Source organism: Zestomonas carbonaria (genome assembly GCF_904061905.1).
Classification (GTDB): domain Bacteria; phylum Pseudomonadota; class Gammaproteobacteria; order Pseudomonadales; family Pseudomonadaceae; genus Aquipseudomonas; species Aquipseudomonas carbonaria.
The window spans coordinates 33,191-53,186 of record NZ_CAJFCI010000074.1; the positions used below are offsets into that span (position 1 = coordinate 33,191).

General features: G+C 67.3%; 14 protein-coding genes. 4 read left to right on the forward strand and 10 right to left on the reverse strand.

Translation table 11 applies throughout. From position 1 onward, the window contains the following. The first annotated feature begins 31 nt into the window (after positions 1-31). Both PSEWESI4_RS18480 and PSEWESI4_RS18485 read left to right on the forward strand, forming a co-directional pair. Complete coding sequence (locus PSEWESI4_RS18480) at positions 32-988, forward strand: WD40/YVTN/BNR-like repeat-containing protein (RefSeq protein ID WP_187672696.1); 957 nt, start codon at positions 32-34, stop codon at positions 986-988. 7 nt (positions 989-995) lie between these two features. Beyond that, entirely contained in the window at positions 996-3,410 is a 2,415-nt protein-coding gene (locus PSEWESI4_RS18485; protein WP_187672697.1) for an efflux RND transporter permease subunit, read from the forward strand. Between the two features lie 181 nt (positions 3,411-3,591). Here the strand turns inward: PSEWESI4_RS18485 and PSEWESI4_RS18490 are convergent, their stop codons facing one another. From PSEWESI4_RS18490 to PSEWESI4_RS18535, 10 genes are all read right to left on the reverse strand, one after another. Further along, positions 3,592-4,602, reverse strand: a complete 1,011-nt coding sequence (locus PSEWESI4_RS18490; RefSeq protein ID WP_187672698.1) for an HAD family hydrolase — start codon at positions 4,600-4,602, stop codon at positions 3,592-3,594. Further along, entirely contained in the window at positions 4,599-5,951 is a 1,353-nt protein-coding gene (locus PSEWESI4_RS18495) for a BatD family protein (protein WP_187672699.1), read from the reverse strand. Before PSEWESI4_RS18495 ends, PSEWESI4_RS18490 begins: the two co-directional genes overlap by 4 nt. Then, the gene (locus PSEWESI4_RS18500; RefSeq protein ID WP_187672700.1) at positions 5,948-7,471 is read right to left on the reverse strand and encodes a VWA domain-containing protein; all 1,524 of its coding nucleotides are present in this window, start codon (positions 7,469-7,471) and stop codon (positions 5,948-5,950) included. Before PSEWESI4_RS18500 ends, PSEWESI4_RS18495 begins: the two co-directional genes overlap by 4 nt. A gap of 1 nt (position 7,472) precedes the next feature. Next, on the reverse strand, positions 7,473-8,474 hold the full coding sequence (locus PSEWESI4_RS18505; protein ID WP_187672701.1) for a VWA domain-containing protein: 1,002 nt from the start codon (positions 8,472-8,474) through the stop codon (positions 7,473-7,475). After that, positions 8,461-8,964: a DUF4381 domain-containing protein gene (locus tag PSEWESI4_RS18510; RefSeq protein WP_187672702.1), complete on the reverse strand. Its 504-nt coding sequence runs from the start codon at positions 8,962-8,964 to the stop codon at positions 8,461-8,463. Before PSEWESI4_RS18510 ends, PSEWESI4_RS18505 begins: the two co-directional genes overlap by 14 nt. Next, complete coding sequence (locus tag PSEWESI4_RS18515; RefSeq protein WP_187672703.1) at positions 8,961-9,905, reverse strand: DUF58 domain-containing protein; 945 nt, start codon at positions 9,903-9,905, stop codon at positions 8,961-8,963. Before PSEWESI4_RS18515 ends, PSEWESI4_RS18510 begins: the two co-directional genes overlap by 4 nt. A 9-nt stretch (positions 9,906-9,914) precedes the next feature. After that, entirely contained in the window at positions 9,915-10,895 is a 981-nt protein-coding gene (locus PSEWESI4_RS18520) for an AAA family ATPase (RefSeq protein ID WP_187672704.1), read from the reverse strand. 67 nt (positions 10,896-10,962) lie between these two features. Next, complete coding sequence (locus PSEWESI4_RS18525) at positions 10,963-11,880, reverse strand: LysR family transcriptional regulator (RefSeq protein ID WP_187672705.1); 918 nt, start codon at positions 11,878-11,880, stop codon at positions 10,963-10,965. A gap of 140 nt (positions 11,881-12,020) precedes the next feature. Then, positions 12,021-13,568, reverse strand: coding sequence for an arylsulfatase (locus PSEWESI4_RS18530; RefSeq protein WP_187672706.1), 1,548 nt, complete (start codon positions 13,566-13,568; stop codon positions 12,021-12,023). Between the two features lie 228 nt (positions 13,569-13,796). Continuing rightward, on the reverse strand, positions 13,797-16,520 hold the full coding sequence (locus PSEWESI4_RS18535) for a LuxR C-terminal-related transcriptional regulator (protein WP_187672707.1): 2,724 nt from the start codon (positions 16,518-16,520) through the stop codon (positions 13,797-13,799). Between the two features lie 629 nt (positions 16,521-17,149). On the opposite strand from PSEWESI4_RS18535, the gene PSEWESI4_RS18540 reads away from it, so the two are divergent. Together PSEWESI4_RS18540 and PSEWESI4_RS18545 are read left to right on the forward strand one after the other, a co-directional pair. Continuing rightward, complete coding sequence (locus PSEWESI4_RS18540) at positions 17,150-18,733, forward strand: GMC family oxidoreductase (protein WP_187672708.1); 1,584 nt, start codon at positions 17,150-17,152, stop codon at positions 18,731-18,733. A 142-nt stretch (positions 18,734-18,875) separates the two neighbouring features. Next, positions 18,876-19,991 carry a CaiB/BaiF CoA transferase family protein gene (locus PSEWESI4_RS18545; RefSeq protein ID WP_187672709.1) on the forward strand — a complete coding sequence of 372 codons (1,116 nt, stop codon included), beginning with the start codon at positions 18,876-18,878 and terminating at the stop codon, positions 19,989-19,991. Positions 19,992-19,996 lie beyond the last annotated feature (5 nt).

The following is a 19,996-nucleotide window of genomic DNA, read 5'->3' on the forward strand; positions in this document are numbered from 1 at the left end:
CGCCCTTCCAATAACAGGAAAGGAACAGCCAATGACCCGTTTCGGCAAGCCGACTCATGCATTGCTGTGGGCGGCGTTCATCATGGTGGCCGGGTTTCGGGCCGAGGCATCCGCTTCGGCCGGGGAACCGCTCAAGGTGGATCGCATCATCCTGCTCGATATCCAGCGAGCCGGTTCGCAGTTGTTCAGTGCCGGTGAGCACGGCTGGATACTCCGCTCGGACAACGACGGCGCTGATTGGGAGGCCGTGCGCACACCGGCGGATCGTACCCTGACCGGGCTGGCCTTCGGCGACGACCAGGTCGGCGTGGCCGTCGGCCATGGCGCCACCCTGTTGCGTACCGCTGACGGTGGCGCGACCTGGACTGCCATTCCCCTCGACGGCATCGGGCGCGACGCCCTGCTCGGCGTGACCTACCTGGGTGACCGACGCTTCGTGGCCTACGGATCCTTCGGACATTACCTGGAGTCGCTCGACGGCGGCCTCAGTTGGACGCGGCGGCAGATCCTGAACGAGGACTTCGACCGGCACATCGCCAAGGTACTCAGGGCCGGCGACCACCTGTTCCTGTTCGGCGAGTCCGGAACCCTGTTGCGTTCCGCCGATCTCGGCGCCAGTTGGGAGCAGTTGGAGTCCCCCTATGAAGGTTCCTTCTTCGGTGGCCTGGCGACCCCCGGCGGCACGCTCCTGGCCTTCGGCATGCGTGGCAGCCTCTACCGCTCGACCGATGCGGGGGCCAGTTGGGTGCCGGTGCCGCTGGACACCAGGGTGGCCCTGCAGGGCGGCCAGGTTCTGCCGGACGGCCGCATCGTGCTGGTGGGCAACGCAGGCATGCTGGCGATCAGCGGCGACGATGGGCGCAGCTTCGTCCTGGGCAAGGCGGCCCGCGGCAGCCTCGCCCAGGTAGCGGCCGTGATGGAGGGCGTGCTTGCGGTGGGCGACAGCGGAATACAGGCGCTGAGCCTGACATCAGCGGCAGCGAATTGAGGTTGATATGAGCCATTACCAAGACAGTCGTGGTCTGGAGCACGATCTAGAAGGCAGGTTGCTCGACCGCCAGCATTTTTCCCGTGGCCTGGTCGGCCGGGTGTCGTACTGGATCTTCCATTTCCGTCGGCCGCTGCTGGTCTTCTTCATCCTTCTGACGCTGCTGTTCACCTTCAGCGCCACCCGGCTACGGGTGGAGGCGGGATTCTCGAAGATGATCCCCCTCCAGCATGAATACATGCAGTCCTTCCTCAAGTACCAGGAGCAGTTCGGCGGCGCCAACAAGGTGCTGGTGGCGCTGAAGAGCGAGAAGGGCGATATCTTCACGCCGGCGTTCATGCAAAGCCTGCGCGAGGTCACCGAGGAGGTGTTCTACGTCAAGGGCGTGGAGCGCAGTTCGGTCACGTCCCTGTTCACCGCCAACGTCCGTTACAACGAAGTGATGGAAGACGGTTTCCGTGGCGGCAACATCGTGTCCGGCGATTTCAGCGGCACGCCCGAGCAGCTCAAGATCGTGCGCGAGAACGTGCTGAAGTCCGACTGGATCGGCCGCATCGTCGCCAACGACCTAAGCGCCGCCATGGTCGTCGCCAACCTGCAGGAATTCGACCCGGAGACCGGCGCGCGGCTCGACCTGCAACAGGTGGGACGTGCCCTGGAGGCGGTCCGCGCCAAGCACGAGAAGGATGGCGTCAGCGTCCACATCATCGGTTTCGCCAAGTCGGTGGGCGATATCGCCGACGGCTCGGCGGGCGTGCTGCTGTTCTTCGGCCTGGCCTTCCTGGTCACCGCGCTGCTGCTCTACTGGTACTCCGGCTCGCGCATGCTCACGGCCTGGGCGCTGATCTGCGCGTTGGTGCCGGTGGTCTGGCTGCTCGGTCTGTTGCCGCTGCTGGGGTTGGCGCTGGACCCCATGTCGATCCTCGTGCCGTTCCTGATCTTCTCCATCGGCGTATCCCATGCGGTGCAGATGACCAACGCCTGGCGGCTGGAAACCCTGCACGGCCACGACGGGTTGACCGCTTCGCGCAACTGCTTCCAGAAGCTGTTCATCCCCGGCGCCATGGCGCTGCTGGCCAACGCCCTGGGCTTCCTGGTGATCGCCTTCGTGCAGATCGAGATGGTCCGTGAGCTGGCCATCACCGCCACCCTGGGGGTCAGCCTGATGATCCTCACCAACAAGCTGCTGCTGCCGATCCTGCTGTCCTACATGCACTTCTCGGCCCGGGACGCGGCGAGCCTGAAGGGCAAGGAAACCGCCGGCGACTGGCTGTGGGAACGCCTCGGCCCGCTGGCCACCCGCAAGGGCGGCACGGCGGTGATCCTGTTCGCCGTGCTGCTGCTCGGCCTCGGCCTGTGGAAGGCTGGCCAGCTCAAGGTCGGCGACATGGGCGAGGGCGTGCCGGAGCTGCGCGCCGACTCGCGCTACAACCAGGACGTGGCCATGATCACCCGCCACTTCGCCATCGGCGTCGACCTGCTGCAGGTGGTGGTGGAAGCCAACGGCAGCGACTCGCCCTGCGTCGACCGCGAGGTGCTGGGCAAGGTCGAGGACTTCGAGTTCGCCATGAAGCAGACCGACGGCGTCGGCACCGTGCGCGGCCTGGCGGGTTTCGTCGGGCAGGTCACCCAGGGCTACGCGGAGACCTTCGTCAAGTGGCGCGCGATCCCCGAGGAGCGGGCGCAGATCGCCCAGGGCGTGGGTTTCGCCACCCGTCTCGGCAACGAACTGATGAACTCGACCTGTACCGCCATGCCGATCTCGCTGTACACCGAGGACCATCAGGCGTCGACCATCGACCACATCATCCAGCGGATCAAGGCGTTCAAGGCGGACAACGACAGCGAGCACCTGCGCTTCCAGTTGGCCAGCGGCAACGTCGGCGTCATGGCCGCCACCAACGAGGCGGTGGCCGCGGCGGACAAGTGGGTCAACCTGGCGCTGTTCGCCTCGGTGACGCTGCTCTGCCTGTTGAGCTTCCGCTCGCTGCGCATCACCCTCTGCATCATCCTGCCGCTGGCGTTGGTGACCGTGCTGTGCAACGCGCTGATGGCGTTGCTCGGCATCGGCCTCAAGGTCAATACGCTGCCGGTAGTGGCACTGGGGGTCGGAGTCGGCGTGGACTACGGCATCTACCTCTTCGAGCGTATCCGCCACGAGATGCACTCGCGCCACCTGGATCTGCGCGCCGCCTTCGTCGAAGCCTTGAAGCAACGCGGCACTGCCTCGCTGTTCACCGCGGTGACCATGACCATTTCCGTCAGTACCTGGCTGTTCTCCACCCTCAAGTTCCAGGCGGACATGGGCGTGCTGCTGGCCTTCATGTTCCTGGTCAACGTGTTCGGCGCCATCCTCCTGTTGCCCGCGCTGGCCGCCTGGCTGGTGCGGCCGGCGCAGGGCCGGCGTCAGGCAACGAAGTAGTGTGAGCGCTCGTGGTCCACGGACCACTCTCCAATCCCGGGAGGTCAGCTTCTCCCGGGATTTTTTTCGTCTTCTCCGACCGGGTGGCATGGAGCTGCCCCATCGGAAGCGCGGCCGACGTGCGCACCTCGGTTGAGTACAAGGACATCATCGCCGGCGCTTCTAGGGGAGGGAGCAAACCTTACTGCCCGCTCGTGGTGGGCGAGAAGGGAAAGACCTGGCGCCATTCCGCCGCCATGTCGACCACGGTCCAGCCGTCAGCCTTGGCGATGTCCAGCGCCTTGTCCAGGTGGCCGATACTGGAGTCGCGGTCGTAGGCGGTTTCACGCTGGGCGTCGGTGTGATGGACCAGGCCCGCGAAGCGCTTGCCGCTGCCGGCGGCGGTCCATTGCAGCATCTGCAGGTCGCCGTCGGAGTTGCCGAAGGCGAACAGCGGTCGGCGGCCGATGATCAGCTCGATGCTTTCCACCTTGCCCGGACCATCGTTGTTATGGGCCAGTTGCGGGGTACGCAGGACCGACAGGCGGCCGCCCTGGTCCTGGAAGCGGGAAAGGTAGTGGGTGCCGATCACCTGTTCCGGCGGAATGCCGTAGACCTCCTCGGCGAAGGCCCGCATGAAGACCACGTCGCCACCGGACACTATGTAGGTCTTGAAACCATTGGCGCGCAGGTAGTCGAGCAGCTCCAGCATCGGCTGGTAGACCATCTCGGTGTAGGGCCTGTGGGTCCTGGGATGCACGGCCCTGGCCAGCCAGGCCCGGGCATTGCCGAGCAGGGCATCGGTGTCCAGGCCGGCATGGGTGGCGCTGACCACCTCGAGCAGGCCCGGCATGCCGCTCTCGAACAGGGTCTTGAGGTCGTTTTCCAGCACGGCCTTGAACGGCTGCTGTTCCTTCCATTCGGGATGCTGCGGAGCCAGGCGCTTGACCTCGTCCATGGCGAACGCCAACTGGATGTACAGCGGCTGTTCGCTCCACAGGGTGCCGTCGTTGTCGAACACGGCGATGCGCTCGGCGGGCGGGACGAAGCCTTTGGAGCCCTCGCTGGTCACTTCTCCGACGAAGGTCATGATCGCGTGCCTGGAGGGCCCATCGCTCCATGAGGGCAGTGGATCGGCCGCCTGGGCCAGGAACGGCAGCACCAGCAGCAGGTACAGCCACCAGTGAACACGGAGGAGGGGGGATGGGCTCATTGGTTTGTCCTCTTGGGGGGGAACGGTGGGTAAAGTGGTTTCAATCCTGGCCTGACGACCAGGCGCAGGCCTTGCGCGGAGGTTTCCCGACGCAGTTTCGGCAGGAGCCGCCGCAGCGTGGAGAGGTCCGCGCCGTTCTGAGGCTCCTGGCCATAGCGGGATTTCAGGAATGTTCGCAGTTGCGCGGCGAGGTCGGCGGAGACCTTGCCGGAAAGCCCGTTCAGGGTGACCGAGCCGCAGCGGCGTCGAACCCACAGGTACAGGGCATCCAGTCGTGCCGGCTGCCGGGTGAGTTGTCCCGGCACCTGGCGCCAGGCGAATGCCGCCGAGGCATGCCAGGCTGCCTGCCGGGCCTTGCAGTAGCGGCCCAGGGTGTCGAGCGCGGCGAGAAACCGCTGACGCGCGAAGACGACGAGGCCTACGCCCAGCAGGAGCATTCCGGCCAGCAGGAGCCAGTGCCGAGCGAGTTGCCAGCGGGCATGCCGGCCGAGTCGCTGGAGGTCTTCGGAGATATCGAAGGCGGCCTGGTAGGCGGCGGGTGCTTCGACCTCGAACTCGACGGCTTCCGCCGATACGCGGCGCAGTTGGCTGGCATCCTGGTCCCACCACTGCAGCTCGATGGCCGGCAGTCGGTAGCGGCCCGGGCGCTCCACCACGTAGCTGAGGCTGTCCAGGCGTTGTGCGCCGAGAAGATCGCCGCGACCATCATCCACGGGGTGTAGCCGGGGGGCCCCACGGTAGTGCTTGAGCCCCTCGATATGCGCCGCCTCCGGGGCGGGAAGCCGCGCCGCCTGGGCACCCATGGCGATCATCCGCAGTTCCCGGGTGACGCTGTCGCCGACCCGCAGGGGATCGTGGGAACGGAGGATACGTTGGTCGAGGGTGACCGTCCGGGCCACCAGCGGTGGCCGCTGCGGATCCGTTCCCGGCAGCGGGTGGGCGACGAAGCCGAGTGGCTGGCTGTGGACCCTGAGAGGGCCGGCGGCCTGGCCGGGGCTGACCTGGATGGCCAGTGCCGGTATGTCGAAGCGCCGGGCCTTGTCCGGGATGATCAGGTAGGTGAAGCGCAGGCCGAAGAGGTTCTTCCCGTCACGCCGTTCGCTCAGGTGATCCGCGCGGCCGCGCGGGGAAGTCACCGCTGCGTCGGCCAGTTCCAGTTCCGGCAGTTGCGGCGGGGCGGTGAACCAGGTGTCCACCAACAGGTCGACCTCGAGGCGCAGCGTACCGCCGACCGGCACCGTCGCGGCCGGAACCAGGCGGGTTTCGACCCGCACGACGAGTTCGTCGCCCAGCGCGGCGAGGGGCGCCAGGCAGGCCAGCCACACCAGCCACACCTGCAGCGTCTTCACGGCTGTTCCCCGGTGTCGTTTCGGGCGGCCTGCTGCAGGCGGAATTTCTGCTTGAGGAACTGTGCGGGCGAGGTGTTCAGGTTGCGCAGCCAGAGTTCATCCGAAGTGGCCTGCTGCGCGGGCATGGAGGTTTCCTTGCCCTTGTCGGCGCCCTGCTCGAACTCGATCTTGTCCGGCGCCATTTCAGGCGCCGCCTGCCGTTGTTCCTCGAGGTCCTTGCGCAGGGCGGTGACCAGTCGCAGGTTGGCGCGGGCCTCGGGAAACACCGGTTGCAGTTCCAGGGCCCGCTGGTAGGCGCTGATCGCCTCGGTCAGTTTGTACAGACGGGCATAGCTGTTGCCGAGGTAGAAGCTGGCATGCGCGCCCTCGGCCTGGGCGAAACTGTCCGCCGCGGCCTGGTAGTCGACGGCCCGGTAGGCCGCCAGGCCTTTCCAGTAAGGATCGCGGAAGGCCTCCCGGGCGCGCTGGAAGTCGCCCCGCTCGAACGCCCAGCGACCTTGCTGGTCCGGTGTGAAGAACGCGTCCGCCAGCGGGCCGGCGTGAACCGGCGTCGACAGTGGCGCCAGGCTCGTCGCCAGCAGCAGGCAGGCCAGCCAGTGCAGGCTCCAGCCGCGCCGCACGCAAAGGAAGGCGATCGCCAGCAGCGGCCAGCACAGCCAGTAGCCGGCGTCCTTCCAGTGCGGTTGTGCGCCGTCGTCTTCGCCCGCCTGGAAATGGCGCTGGGCATGCAACTCGATCCAGTCGAGGTCGTCGTCGTCCAGTGTCAGGCTGCCGAGCGGGGCGTCGGCCGCTTCGGCGAGCCGCTCCAGGCCCTCCACATCGAAGCGCGCCGAGGCCGGTGTACCGACCGCCAGGATCAGCACCTGTGGCGCAGCCCCGGCCAGGGCTGGACCGATCCGGGGGAGCTGGTCGGCGTCGACGCCATCGGTGACCAGGACCAGTGTGCCCGGGCCCTGCTCGACGGCCAGCAGGCGCCTGGCCAGGCCGATGACGCCGGGCACATCCTTGCCGGGCGTTTCGATCAGCTCGCTGGACAGGGCCTCGATGAAGCTGTCCAGCAAATGCGGGTCGTCGGTGACCGGCAGCACCAGGTGGGCGCTGCCGGCGTAGGCGATCAGCCCGGTACGGGCGCCCGCCCGGCGCTGGACCAGGTCGTGCAGCTTGCGCTTGGCGGCTTCCAGGCGGGTCGGCGGCACATCGTCGGAGTCCATCGAGGCCGACAGGTCGAGGGCGAGGATCAAGGGGGCCCGGTCGTCGAGGAACTCCGGGCGGTCCTGTTCCCAGGTCGGTCCTGCGGTGGCCAGGCCGCCGAGGATCAGCAGGGCGCTGAGCAGGTGCACCGGATGCAGGCGGCGGCCGGCGGCGGGGCTGACCAGCAGGTACGGGAGCAGGTGCGGGGCGATGATTCCAGCCGCGCCGGTGGCGTTCCGCTGGCGTTTCCAGAGATATGGCAGCAGGATGCCGGGCAGGACCAGCAGTAGCCAGAGCGGACGGAGGAAGTGGAAGGCGCCGAGGTCCATGTCAGCCTCCCTGTCCGGGCCGCGGAGCAGCGGTCCTGGCCGGTTGGCGGTGCAGGGCGGCCAGTCCGTGGTAGAGGACGAGCAGGATCAGCCCCAGGCCCAGTGGTATCCAGAACAGGTCGCGCTTGGGCTGATGGCCGAGGGTCTTCACCTGGTGGGGGGTGAGGCTGTCGAGGGTGGCATAGGCCTGCTCCAGGGCGTCGCGGTCCGCGGCCTGGAAGAAGCGGCCGCCGGTGGCTCGGGCGATGTCGCGCAGTTCCTGCAGGTCCACCTTGGCGTCACCGCTGGCATTGGCGTCGCCGATGGCGATGGTGTGTACCAGGATGCCCGCGTCGGCGGCCAGCCTGGCCGCGCGCGTGGGCGGGATGGCGCTGCCGGTGTCGTTGCCGTCGGTGAGCAGGATCAGCAGCCTGTCCTTTTCCCGGGCTCCTTCGAGCAGCTTGACCGCCAGGCCAATGGCGTCGCCGATGGCGGTGTTGGGGCCGGCCATGCCGATACCGATCTCCTCCAGCAGCAGGTTCAGGCTGGCGTGGTCGCGGGTCGGTGGCGCCTGCGGGTAGGCGCCCGTGCCGAACACGATCAGGCCGAGGCGATCATCCGGACGCCTGGCGATGAAGTCCCGTACCACGCCCTTGACCGCGCTCAGGCGATCGATGCGGCGACCCGAGGCGTCGGTGTAGTCGGTGGTTTCCATCGACTGGGAAATGTCGAGGGCGAGCAGCAGGTCGCGTACCGGTTGCTGGCGCTCGATGGGTTTCTCCAGCAGGACGGGGCGGGCGCAGGCCACCACCAGCAGGATCCAGAGCGACAGGTTGAGCAGCAGTTGGCCACGGCTGCCGCGTGGGCCGGAACGGCCGGGCGTCTGCCCGATGGCACGGCTGACGGCGGCGAAGAATGGGACGCGCAGGGCATCGCGCGGCTCGCGGTATTCGCCCAGGTAGCGATACCCCAGCCAGGGCAGCGGCAGCATCAGCAGCAGCCAGGGATAGTCAATCTGCCACATGGTGGTTCTCGATCCAGTCGCGGCAGGCACCGAGCAGTGCCGGCAGGTCGTCGGCCAGGGCCTGGACCGTCGGCGCCGGGGCATAGGCGAGAGTGGCCAGTTGCTCACCGAGCCTGGCCGGCAGCGGCCTTGGGCTGGTGCGTTCGAGGAAACCTTGCCAGTCGGCGCCACCCAGCGCGGCCACCGGCGGGCTGCCAGGCATCGACAGCGCCACGCGCTTGAGCAATTCCGGGATTTCCCGCAGGGCGGCCAGCCCGCCGTGCTCGTCGCCCAGTGCCCGCTCCAGCTCGGCCAGGCGGAGCAGGGCTTCGCGCCGATAGCGGTCGCGCCGCCAACGACGCCAGCGGCGTCCCGCCCAGAATGCCAGTCCGGCCAGCAGGACAAGCAACACCAGCAGCCAGCCCCAGGTTTGCGGCCAGTAGCTGACCAGGGGATCTACCGGCGGCAGTTCCCGGAGCTGGTCGAGCCGAGGTGCTTCATGCCCATTCATCGCGAGGCTCCCGGCAGGCGGCCCAGTTCCTGGCGCAGTTGCTCCAGGGCGCCTTGCCCCGTGCTGAACATCAGCAGCGGCACCCGGCTGCGACGTAGCAGGCCGGCAACCTCGTTCAGGCGGCCGAGGAGGAACTCGCCCAGTGGCTGGCGAACCTGCCGGTGCCCGACCTCCAGGGCGACCTGCAGCTCGCCCTGGGTGACCACCAGGCGTCCCCGGGTGGGCAGTTCCAGGGCCAGCGGGTCGTAGACCAGCATGGCGATCACATCGTTGTGCGCGGACAGCCGGCGCAGCAGTTGCAGGGTGCGCGGGCTGGCGCCGGCGAAGTCGCTGACGATGCAGATCAGATGGTCGTGGCCGGCCATGGCCAGGCAGTCCTGGAGCATGTCGTCGAGGCGGGCGCCGTTGTCGATCTCCGGCTGCGTGGCACACAGGGTCCGGTTGTGGCTGGCGATGGCGGCACACAGGGCTTCGACCTGCCTGCGGCTGCGCAGGGGACGGAGGCGCGAGGTCGCCTGGTCGCCGAACACGATGCCGCCGACCCGGTCGCCTGCCTGAAAGGCGATCCAGGCGGCCAGGGCCCCCAGTTCCGCTGCGATGGCCGATTTGAAGCTGCGCCTGGAGCCGAAGTACATGTTCATGCGCTGGTCCACCAGGACCAGCGCCGGACGATCACGCTCCTCGCTGAAGGTGCGCACGAACGGCCTGCCGTGGCGCAGCGACGCACGCCAGTCGAGGCGGCGCAGGTCGTCGCCTGGCAGGTAGTGGCGCAACTCGTCGAAGTTCAGCCCGCGTCCGCGCAGGCGCGAGGCATGCTGCCCGGCGAGGATGCTGGAGCGGGGCTGGCGGGACAGGAAGTCCAGCCCCCGGGCCGGCCGCTCCAGGGCGATCAACCGGTCGAGGGAAACCTGGACCAGGCCGGTGGTGTCGTGGTGATCCATGCTGGCGGCCTAGGCGGGAATGGCGACCTTGTCGAGCAGGCGGTCGAGCACCTGGTCCGTGCTCACGCCATCGGCCACCGCGTCGTAGGACAGCATCAGGCGATGACGCAGCACCGGGTGGACTACCGCACGTACGTCATCCGGCGAGACGAAATCGTTCCCCGCCAGCCAGGCATGGGCCCGGGCGACCCGGTCGAGGGCGATGCCGCCGCGCGGGCTGGCGCCGACCTGGATCCAGCGGGCCAGGTCGGCATCGTGGTTCGCTGGCCTGCGGGTGGCGTTGACCAGATCGACCAGGTAGCGGTCCACGGCCTCGGAGACATGCAGCGCGCCGATCTCCTGGCGCGCATTGAAGATGACCGCCTGGGCCAGGCGATCGCCGCCCTCCGCCGAGTCGGTCGGCGCGGCCCGTTCTTCCAGGCGCAGCAGGCGGAGCATGCGGGTTTCGTCCGGCGCGTGCGGATAATCCAGCAGGACCTTCATCAGGAAACGGTCCATCTGCGCTTCGGGCAGCGGGTAGGTGCCTTCCTGCTCGATGGGGTTCTGGGTCGCCAGCACCATGAACAGCTCGGGCATGCCGTGGCTGACCCCGGCAACCGTGACCTGGCGTTCCTCCATGGCTTCCAGCAGGGCGGCCTGGACCTTGGCGGGGGCACGATTGATCTCGTCGGCGAGGATCAGGTTGCCGAACAGCGGCCCGGCCTGGAACCTGATCTGGTTCTGCCCGTCCACCTGCTGGAGTATCTCGGCGCCGGTGATATCCGACGGCAGCAGGTCGGGGGTGAACTGGATGCGCGACATCCGTGCTTCCAGGCAACGGCTCAAGGCCTTGACGGTACGGGTCTTGGCCAGGCCGGGCAGGCCTTCGAGCAGCAGGTGGCCATTGGCAAGCAGGCCCAGCAGGACCTGGCGGACGACATCGGCCTGGCCCAGCACGGCCTGGCCGATGGCGCGTTCCAGTTCAAGGATCCGTTCTCGCGGATTGATCATGACGGCCTCGATGGGGTTGTCCTCTGACGTCGGGCGCCCAGCCGTTCGAGGCTGGAGGTTGCCCGCATCATCGGTAGAGCTGGCGATGGGTCTGTTCATCCGCTTCCAGGATGATCTCCTTCAGCGCGGCTGCGGCCGGAGAAAGGCTCTGGCCCCTGCGGCTGACGACTCCGTAGGCGGTGCTGAAATCGAGTCGCTCCTTGGGCAGGGGGAGGACGGCCAGGCGCCCGGCGTGCACGTCCTCGGCGATCACGTCCCAAGGCGCCAGGCCCAGCGCGTCGCTTTCGCAGACCAGCCGGTGCAGGGCGAGGAAGTTGTCGCACTGGACGCTGAGGGGAGGGTGGTGGTCGTTCAACTGGCTGAGGATGATGCTTTCCTTGACGGGAATATGGGTCGCCGCCAGCGGGTAGCGACCGAGTTCACCCGCCTCCGGTGTGCCCTGCTGCAGCACGGGATGCCGCGCACGGCAGAAGATCACGATCGGGTAGTTGTGCAGAAGGGTTATGGCCAGTTGCGGGTCGTCGATCACTTCGCGCACGTCCGCCACATAGAGTTCGAGACGGTTGCCCAGCAGGTGGTCGCGCAGTTGCAGGCGGTTGTCGACCTGCAGGAACAGCCGGATGCGGGGATGGCGTGCGAGCAGGCGGCCCAGCGCGCGGGGAACCAGGCCGGCCGACGGGTAGGCGCCGGCTCCTACGTGGAGTTCGCCGCTTTCCAGGTTGCTCAGTTGGCTCACCGCGTTCTTCAGTTCCTGGTCGCTGGCCAGCAGACGCTGGGCGTAGCGCAGTACCAGGCGCCCATGCTCGGTGAGGTTGACGCCGCCGCGCGGCGAGCGGTCCAGCAACTGGCAGTCCAGCGAGCGCTCAAGGGCTTGCAGGCTGCGGGTCAGGGCGGGCTGGGAAAGGTTTACCGCCTCGGCTGCGCGGGCGAAGTTGCAGTGCTCGGCGAGGGCGACAAAATGTCGTAGTTGACGCAAATCGTGCATGGCCGGTATTCCGTTGGGGAGCCGTTCCTCTAACTGTAGCCAGCGGGATTGCGCGCCTCCTCCCCGGATTCCGGGAGTGGAATCGCCGAGCCGGGGGAACGGCACGCCGGCGCGGAGGGCCGCGCCGGCGTTGGCGGCCTTCAGCGGCTGCTGGCCCTGGCTGCGGCCGCTTCCATCTGCTCCATCACCTGGTCGATGGAGAAGCTCGCGGGCTTCTGCCGTGGCGGGAAGGCCTTGAACGTCTGCAGGAACTTGCCGACCTGCTGCTGGGCGGGCACCAGCAGGAAGACGTGGTCGATCAGCCAGTCGTAGTAGGTGTTGGAGGTGATGTTGGCGCGTTCGTAGGGATCGCGGCGGAGGTTGAAGATCAGTGGGACGCGCAGCTTGACGAAGGGCTCGGCCCAGACCTGCAGGGTGCCGGGTACGCGCTGCTCGGCGAAGACGAACTTCCAGTCGTTCCAGCGCATGGCGGTGAGGTCGCCATCGTCGGAGAAGTAGAACACTTCCTCACGGGGCGAGCGTTCGCTCTTGCCGGTGATCAGCGGCAGCATGTCGTAGCCGTCCAGGTGCACCTTGTAGGTCCGGCCGATGGCCTTGACGCCGCCTTTCAGCAACTGCTCCTTGATGTCCGGCGCTCCGGCCGCGGACAGCAGGGTCGGCAGCCAGTCCATGTGGTGCATCAGTTGGTTGGAAACACTGCCCGCCGGGACGTGCTCGGGCCAGCGCACCATGGCCGGGACCCGCCAGCCGCCTTCCCAGTTGGTGTTCTTCTCGCCCCGGAACGGGGTCTGCCCGGCGTCCGGCCAGGAGTTCATGTGCGGGCCGTTGTCGGTGCTGTAGATGACGATGGTGTTCTTGGCCACGCCCAGGTCTTCCAGGGCCTTGAGCAGATCGCCGACCATGGCATCGTGCTCGACCATGCCGTCGGCGTATTCGTCCTGGCCGGACTTGCCGCGGTTGGCGTCCTTCACATGGGTGCGCAGGTGCATGCGGGTGGCGTTCCACCAGACGAAGAAGGGTTTGTCGGCCTTGACCTGGCGCTGCATGAAGTCGACGGCGGCGCTGGTGACCTCTTCGTCGATGGTTTCCATGCGCTTGCGGGTCAGCGGGCCGGTGTCTTCCACCTTGCCGTCGGCAAATGACTTGATGACCCCGCGCGGACCGAATTTCTTGCGGAATTCCGGGTCCTTCGGATAGTCCGAATGCTCCGGTTCTTCCTCGGCGTTGAGGTGGTAGAGGTTGCCGAAGAATTCGTCGAAGCCATGGTTGGTCGGCAGGAACTCGTTCTTGTCGCCCAGGTGGTTCTTGCCGAACTGGCCGGTGGCGTAGCCCCGGGCCTTGAGCAGGCCGGCGATGGTCGGGTCCTCTTCCCGCAGGCCGAGGTCGGCGCCGGGCAGGCCTACCTTGGATAGTCCGGTGCGGTACACGCTCTGCCCGGTGATGAAGGACGCGCGCCCGGCGGTGCAGCTCTGCTCGCCGTAGTAGTCGGTGAAGAGCATGCCTTCCTTGGCGATGCGGTCGATGTTCGGCGTGCGGTAACCCACCACGCCCATGGTGTAGGCGCTGATGTTGCTCTGGCCGATGTCGTCGCCCCAGATCACCAGGATGTTGGGTTTGTCGGCGGCCATGGCCGCCGAGGCGCTGGTGAGCAAAGCCAATGTGGCTAGCCAGGTTCTTGTCCTTTTCATCGCTGTCTCTCTCGCATGGATATCCCGCTGTCCGGGAGCATCACTGCGCCTGGCGGGAAGGCCGGACGCTCGAGCGGCAATGGTCGGCGGCCGACGGAAGCTTGCGCAAATGCGACTTTCGCATCGTGGCGATACCTGCCTTGCATAAGGCTCGGCGGCACGCCGTTGCAAGGCCCGCTGGCCGTGGCTGCGGGATGGGCCTCGATGCGGGAACGGGACGGGTAGTGGTCAGGACAGCAGCCCGAGGTTGCGCGCCTTGGCCACGGCATCCTCGCGGGAGAAGGCGCCGAGCTTGCTGAAGACGTTCTTCAGGTGCCATTTGACGGTGCCGGGAGAGAGGTTGAGTTCCCGGGCGACGCTCTTGGTGGACAGGGCGCGGGCCAGCAGCATGACGATCTCCTGTTCGCGCGGCGAGAGAATGCCCTGGCCGGCAGCCGGCTCCTTCCCGGCCTCCGCTGTCTCCCCCGGTGCGCTGTCTGGGCTGGCGGCGCGCTCCAGGCAGCGCTGCAGATAGGCCTTCTCCCGCGAGCTGAGGCCATTCTCCATGGACAGGGTTTCCAGCAGGCGGAGGCCGGCTCCACCCTCATCGAGGAAGACGCGGTTCATGCCGCATTCGCTGGCATCGCGCAACGCCGCCTGGGCATGGTGCCGGGCCTCGGCGTGCTGCTCCAGCGCCAGATGGGCGATCGCGGCGCGGATGCGCTGCACGGTCGCCTGCAACAGCAGGCCATCGTCCAGGCAGGCCTGCGCCCAGCTCCCACCCAGTTCCGCCGCGCGCCGATAGTCGCCTTCGGCGAGGGCCAGGGCCGTTTCCGCCATGCCGGTGATCAGGGGAATCTCGGCCCAGGCGCAGTTGCGTTGGTTGTCGTAGGGCTCGGCCAGCGCGCGCAAGCGGCGCATGGCTTCCCGGGCCGGTGGCAGGTCCGCGCACTGGCAGGCGATGCGCACCTGTTCCGCGTAACGCCAGGCCTGCAGCCGATCCAGGCTGGTGTCCTCGGCAATCTCGCCCAGTCGCTCGAGCGTGGCGAAGGCCGCATCCGGCATGCCGCCGGCACATTGCAGTTGCGCCCGTGCGAGGTAGGTGTAGAGGATGCATTCGATGGTGCCCAGCACCTCCGCGACGTCCAGGCATTCCTCGACGTAGTCGTCGGCGGCGTCCAGGTCGTCCAGACCGTAGCAGGTCAGGGCCAGAGTGGCCTTGGCCAGGATTGCCGCCTCCTGGGCCAGCAACGGCGCGCGGGTGATCTGCCCCAGGGTGGCTACCAGGTTGCGCTGCGCCTGGTACAGGTCGCCCTGGACATAGAAGCTGAGGCCGCAGAGGGCGTCGAGGAAGGGGCGCGGGCGTGCACCCTGCTGCTGGGTCAGGAGCCGCTGGGCGTTGTGTGCCAGGTCGCGGGCCTGGACCGCATGGTTGGCCTTGAGCAGGGCGACGCCGGCGAGCGTGTAGAGCATCAGCAGATGGAAGTTGCGCTGCTGGGGCGGCTGCTCGAGGAGCGGTGCGAGCAGGTCCAGGACCTGCGCCGTGTCGTCGCGCTTGATCAGGTACATGGCGCGCAGCAGACGCAGTTCGACCGCCACTTCCGGGTTGTCCACCGCAGGATGAGCGCGAACGGCCTCCAGCGTCAGCTCGAAGCCATCCAGGCGGTTGCAGGTCAGTTCGGCCCAGCCGACCGACAGCAGCAACTCGATCTCCTGGCGCCAGGCATCGCGCGGCAGGACGTCGACCAACTGCAGGAGCTGGGCGAAATGGGCCTCGCCGATCAGCGGTCGGGACACACGGGTGAGCAGTTCGATGCTGCCGCTGAGGTCTCCGGCGTACTGCGCATGGCGAATGGCCTCGACATACATGCCCTGCTCGGCGAACCAGCGGCTGGCGGTCCGGTTGATCCGGTTCATTTCCGCTGGCGGCAACTGACTGCGCAGCCTGCCCAGGTAGCCGGCGAACATCTGATGGAAGCGATACCACTGCACGCTGCCTTCGAAGTCGATCGGCAGCAGGAACAGATTCTGTTCGAGCAGGACGTCGAACACCTCGCTGCTCCGGACGTCGCCCGTCAGCGCTGCGCAGAGCTCGCGGTTGAAGCGCCGGCAGGTCGAGATGCGGACCATGACGGCGATCTGCTCGGGGGTCAGCACGCGGGCGATGCAGTCGTCGAGATAGGCATCGAGGCTGTGATGGTCGGCGGCCATGGCGCCACCGAACCCGCCCTGGAGGCTGCGTTCGAAATCGCCGCCATTCCTCAGCGACAGGGCGCTCAGTTGCAGGCCGGCGGCCCAGCCGTCAGTCATCTCGTGCAAGCGCCGTTGCTGCGCCTTGGACAACTCGCCGATCCCCTGCTGGGCCAGCAGGACGGCCTGTTCTTCGGCTGTCAGGCGCAGTTCCGAGAAGCCAAGCTGCATGAGCTGGCCCTTGATGCCGATGGCGATGAGGTCGAGGTCCGGACGCTGACGCGAACTGATCACCAGATGGAAGTTGTCCGGCGCCAGGTCGACCAACTTCTGGATGAGCCCGAGTGCCGGCAGGGCGGCAAGGAACTGCAGGTCTTCGAGGAACAGGTACAGCGGCCGCGAATGTTCGTACAGCGCGTTCACCAGCAGAGGCAGCAGGACCTCCAGGGAACGCCCGTCGTTGCGTTCGCTCAGGCCGATCATTTCGTCGGTCACCGCCAGGCCCGCGGTTTCCAGGCTGGCTACCAGGTAGGCGGCCCACAGCGTCTCGTCGTCGGGACCCAGGTTGTACCAGCCGACAGCATTGCCGGAGGCGATGAGGCGTTGCCGCCACTGGGCCGCCAGGGTGGTCTTGCCGCTGCCGGCCGGGCCGATGATCAGTGCCAGTCGGCAATCCTTGCCCGCCTCCAGTTGGGCAAGCAGGCGCTCGCGTTGTAGCGACCGGGCATCGACGCGTGGCGGCATCAATTTGGTACGGATCAGCAGGGTGTTGGCGCGTTTCATGGGGCGGGTCGGCTCGAAGATCGCAGGCGTGTGCAGCTACTCAGTGTATTTCGCAAGCCTGTCCGGGAATAGGAACAGTCCGTTGCCTCCAGGTTTCCTGGGGCGTTGTCGTCGGTGGCGCGTGGCTGGCATTCCACCCGCTCTCGCCCCCTCTCACCCCCTCCCATGGAGGGAGGGGTGCGGTCGGATCGGAAGCGGTACCTTTCGGGCATAAGCTGACTTCAGCTCTTCGTCGATGGGGGCAAGGTGGCTTGAGTATAGCGACCCGGCCCCGCAGTCCTCCGGTGACGTCCGGCCCGGTACATGCAACCTTCCGGAAAGTTGTGGTGCCGATCGGGCGACCCGGGTTGGACATCGGGTGGATGAGGAGCGTCCGGTGTGGTGTTTGATCGCCTGTCCCACTGGACGGGCTGGTTTCGGTGGGAACAGGCTCCACGGCTGGCATGCTGAGTCGTCATCCTCGGGCCCCAGCTCCTGTTCCCGCCATTTTATTCGCGGGCAGCGCGAGGCGCGCTGCCGGCTGTTGATAGCCGATGTACCTGATGGGCGACGTCCGCATGGCCTTCGCCGGGCCGCCGGTCGCCCGGAGCTGATCTCCACGACCTCAATACAATAACCAGGAGCCCGCAATGGAGTTCGATTACATCATCGTCGGTGCCGGATCGGCCGGCTGCGTCTTGGCCAACCGCCTCAGCGCCGACCCAGCCGTTTCCGTCTGTCTGCTCGAAGCCGGGCCGGAGGATCGCTCTCCGCTGATTCACGCGCCGGCCGGCATTGCCGCCATCCTGCCGAGCCGGCATGTCAACTGGGCTTTCCAGACCGTGCCACAGCCGGGGCTGGGCGGGCGCATCGGCTACCAGCCACGCGGCAAGGTGCTCGGCGGCAGCAGTTCGATCAACGGCATGATCTATATCCGTGGGCACCGCAACGACTTCGATGACTGGGCTGCCCTGGGTAACGAAGGCTGGTCGTTCGCCGACGTGCTGCCGTACTTCCGCAAGAGCGAGACGTACCACCGCGGCGCGAGCGAGTTCCACGGCGACCAGGGGGAACTCTATGTCGGACGCATCGAGCCCCATGCCATCACCGAGGCGTTCATCGAGTCCGGCCAATGCGCGGGCCATCGCTATAACGACGATTTCAACGGCGCGGAGCAGGAGGGGATCGGCCAGTACGACACCACCATCCGCGATGGCCGCCGCTGGAGCACGGCCACGGCCTTCCTCAGGCCGATCCGCGCGACCCGCAGGAACCTCGTCGTGCTGACCGGCGCCCTTGCCGAGCGGGTGGTGCTGGAGGGCAAGCGGGCGGTCGGAGTCCAGGCGCGGATCAGGGGCAGTTCGGTCACCCTGAAAGCGCGTCGCGAGGTGCTGCTGAGCGCGGGGGCCTTCGGCAGCCCGCACCTGCTGCTGCTGTCCGGCATCGGTCCCGAGTCGGAGCTGAAACCGCACGGCATCACCGTCCGTCATGAGCTGCCCGGTGTCGGCCAGAACCTGCAGGACCACCCGGACGTGGTGGCCAGCTACAAGAGCCCCGACACTTCCCTGCTGGGCTATTCGCTGCGCGGCAGCCTGAAGCTCGGCGCGGCGCTGACCCGTTACGTGGTGAGCAAGCGTGGTCCGCTGGCCAGCAACTTCGCCGAGTGCGGCGGGTTCCTCAAGACCGACGAGAAGCTGGCCCGCCCGGACGTCCAACTGAATGCGGTAGTCGCCATCATCGACAACCACAACCGCACGCTGCACTGGGGGCACGGATTCAGTTGCCACGTCTGCGTGCTGCGGCCGAAGAGCGTCGGGAGCCTGGGCCTGCGCTCGGCCGACCCCGCAGCACCGCCGCGCATCGACCCGAACTTCCTGGCCCACGACGACGACGTGCAAACGATCCTCAAGGGGTACCGCATGACGCGCGAGATCTGCGAGCAGTCGCCGATGTCCCGCTTCGCCCTGAAGGACATGTATAGCGCGGGGCTGGATAGCGACGAGCAACTGATCGAACTGCTGCGACGGCGCACCGACTCGGTCTACCACCCGGTGGGAACCTGCAAGATGGGTAACGACGAGAACGCGGTGGTGGACAGCCAACTGCGTGTGCACGGCATCCAGGGGCTGCGGGTGGTGGATGCCTCGATCATGCCGACCCTGGTCGGCGGCAACACCAACGCGCCGTCGATCATGATCGCCGAGCGCGCGATGGAGTGGATCGCCCAGGACTGATCTTTGCAGTCCCTGGATGGCGCCGTACCGGGACGGTGGGCGCTGTGCCGGGCCTGGCCGGCTCCATCAGCCAGCGCTGGCCGGTCATGGCGAACGAATGATGTCGAAAGGACGCGCTGGATTCACGAGAGGATGATTTCCCATGTTGTCAGGTATCAAGATCGTCGAAATCTGCGGGATCGGTCCCGGCCCCTTCTGCGCCATGCATCTGGCGGATCTCGGTGCCGAGGTCATCGCGGTCGAGCGTGCCGAGTCGATATCGATCACCGGTGAGTCGAATGCCGCCACCAACCCCATGAATCGCGGCAAGCGGTCGGTGGTTGCCGACCTGAAAAGCGCCGAAGGGCGTGAAGCGATATTGAAGCTGCTCGAAGGCGCCGATGCCCTGATCGAGGGCATGCGGCCGGGCGTGATGGAGCGCCTCGGGCTGGGGCCGGACGCCTGTCATGCACGCAATCCCCGACTGGTCTACGGGCGCATGACCGGTTGGGGACAGCGGGGACCGCTGGCGCATGCCGCCGGCCACGACAACAACTACATCGCGCTCTCCGGTGCCCTGCATCACAGCGGGACCGCGGGCGAGGCCCCGTCGGCGCCCATTACCCTGATTGGCGACATCGGTGGTGGCGCGCTGTATCTCGCGGTGGGCATCCTGGCCGGCATCCTCAATGCCCGCGCCACCGGCAAGGGCACGGTAGTGGATGCGGCGATCGTCGACGGTTCCGCGCACATGATGCAACTGATGCAGACGCTTGGCCGCCTCGGCCTGATCCAGGAAGAACGAGGCAAGAGCGTCCACGACGGCTCGCACTTCTACGCCACCTACCGTTGCGCCGACGATCACTACGTGACCCTCGGTTCGATGGAGCCGCAGTTCTACGCGCTACTGCTGGGGAAGCTCGGGCTGGAAAACGATCCGAGCTTCGCCAGGCAGTGGGATGTGCGGCACTGGCCGGAACTGCGTGCCCGGCTGGCCGAAATATTCGTCACCCGGACCCGCGACCAGTGGTGCGAACTGTTCGAGGGCACCGACGTCTGCTTCGCCCCGGTGCTCAGCGCCCGCGAGGCCGCGCAGCATCCGCACCTGGTCGAGCGCGGTGTCTACTTCCAGCGCGACGGTCTGCTGCAGGCCGCTCCGGCGCCGCGTTTCGATGGACGGGTGGTCACACCCGGCGCCATTCCCGTACGAGGCTCGGACACCGAGGCGGTCATGGCGGCGCTCGTTAGCGACAACCCGGCTGCTGCCTGGCGTTCTTGAGAAGG

Coding starts and splice junctions, on each gene's coding strand:
- PSEWESI4_RS18480 (WP_187672696.1), top strand. CDS start 32: ATGACCCGTTTCGGCAAGCCGACTCATGCATTGCTGTGGGCGGCGTTC.
- PSEWESI4_RS18485 (WP_187672697.1), top strand. CDS start 996: ATGAGCCATTACCAAGACAGTCGTGGTCTGGAGCACGATCTAGAAGGC.
- PSEWESI4_RS18490 (WP_187672698.1), bottom strand. CDS start 4,602: ATGAGCCCATCCCCCCTCCTCCGTGTTCACTGGTGGCTGTACCTGCTG.
- PSEWESI4_RS18500 (WP_187672700.1), bottom strand. CDS start 7,471: ATGGACCTCGGCGCCTTCCACTTCCTCCGTCCGCTCTGGCTACTGCTG.
- PSEWESI4_RS18505 (WP_187672701.1), bottom strand. CDS start 8,474: ATGTGGCAGATTGACTATCCCTGGCTGCTGCTGATGCTGCCGCTGCCC.
- PSEWESI4_RS18510 (WP_187672702.1), bottom strand. CDS start 8,964: ATGAATGGGCATGAAGCACCTCGGCTCGACCAGCTCCGGGAACTGCCG.
- PSEWESI4_RS18515 (WP_187672703.1), bottom strand. CDS start 9,905: ATGGATCACCACGACACCACCGGCCTGGTCCAGGTTTCCCTCGACCGG.
- PSEWESI4_RS18520 (WP_187672704.1), bottom strand. CDS start 10,895: ATGATCAATCCGCGAGAACGGATCCTTGAACTGGAACGCGCCATCGGC.
- PSEWESI4_RS18525 (WP_187672705.1), bottom strand. CDS start 11,880: ATGCACGATTTGCGTCAACTACGACATTTTGTCGCCCTCGCCGAGCAC.
- PSEWESI4_RS18530 (WP_187672706.1), bottom strand. CDS start 13,568: ATGAAAAGGACAAGAACCTGGCTAGCCACATTGGCTTTGCTCACCAGC.
- PSEWESI4_RS18535 (WP_187672707.1), bottom strand. CDS start 16,520: ATGAAACGCGCCAACACCCTGCTGATCCGTACCAAATTGATGCCGCCA.
- PSEWESI4_RS18540 (WP_187672708.1), top strand. CDS start 17,150: ATGGAGTTCGATTACATCATCGTCGGTGCCGGATCGGCCGGCTGCGTC.
- PSEWESI4_RS18545 (WP_187672709.1), top strand. CDS start 18,876: ATGTTGTCAGGTATCAAGATCGTCGAAATCTGCGGGATCGGTCCCGGC.